The organism is Arthrobacter sp. Y3221087, from assembly GCF_059089905.1.
On the sequence record NZ_JBNHFE010000027.1, the window covers coordinates 1 to 526 of the forward strand.

The 526-nt window shown below is 64.6% G+C and carries 1 protein-coding gene; it reads right to left on the reverse strand.

All coding sequences use genetic code 11. The annotated features are described in order from the left end of the window. A partial coding sequence (locus tag AC5RUO_RS20010; RefSeq protein WP_494104448.1) for an amino acid permease occupies positions 1 to 526 on the reverse strand: 526 nt, incomplete at both ends.

Here is a 526-nt window from a genome sequence, read left to right on the forward strand (position 1 = left end):
GCAGAGCCCAGCTTGGGGTCGTTCAGGTCCGGGGCCGCCAGGAGTCCGCCGAGGAGAATCAGGCCGCCGAGGATGAAGGACGCCGTGATTGCCCGCAGGATGGCCTTGGGGGCAGTCTTCTTCGGGTCCTTCGTCTCCTCGCCCAGGGAGCTGGCGGTGTCAAAGCCGTACATCACGTATCCGGAAGCCATGGCGCCGATCAGGAACACCCCGAAGAAGCCAAGGTCGTGGTCCATGCCGTAGCCCTCGGTGCTGAAGAGGACTTCCGGGCCCCGCACCACGTGCCAGGCAAGGGCAAGGATGAGGAGCACGGCGGCGGCGAGCTCCACGAAGACGCCGATGCTGTTGATCTTGGTCATCAGCTTCACGCCGAACGCGTTGATGAGCGTGGAGATGGAGATCATGATGCTGGCGAGCAGCACGCCGTTGAGGGCGAAATCGTAGGTCCCGGTGCCGTCTCCGATGATCTGGAAACCGGACCAGATCTGGGGCAGGGTGAGCTGGAGTGCCAGGGCCACGGCCCCGA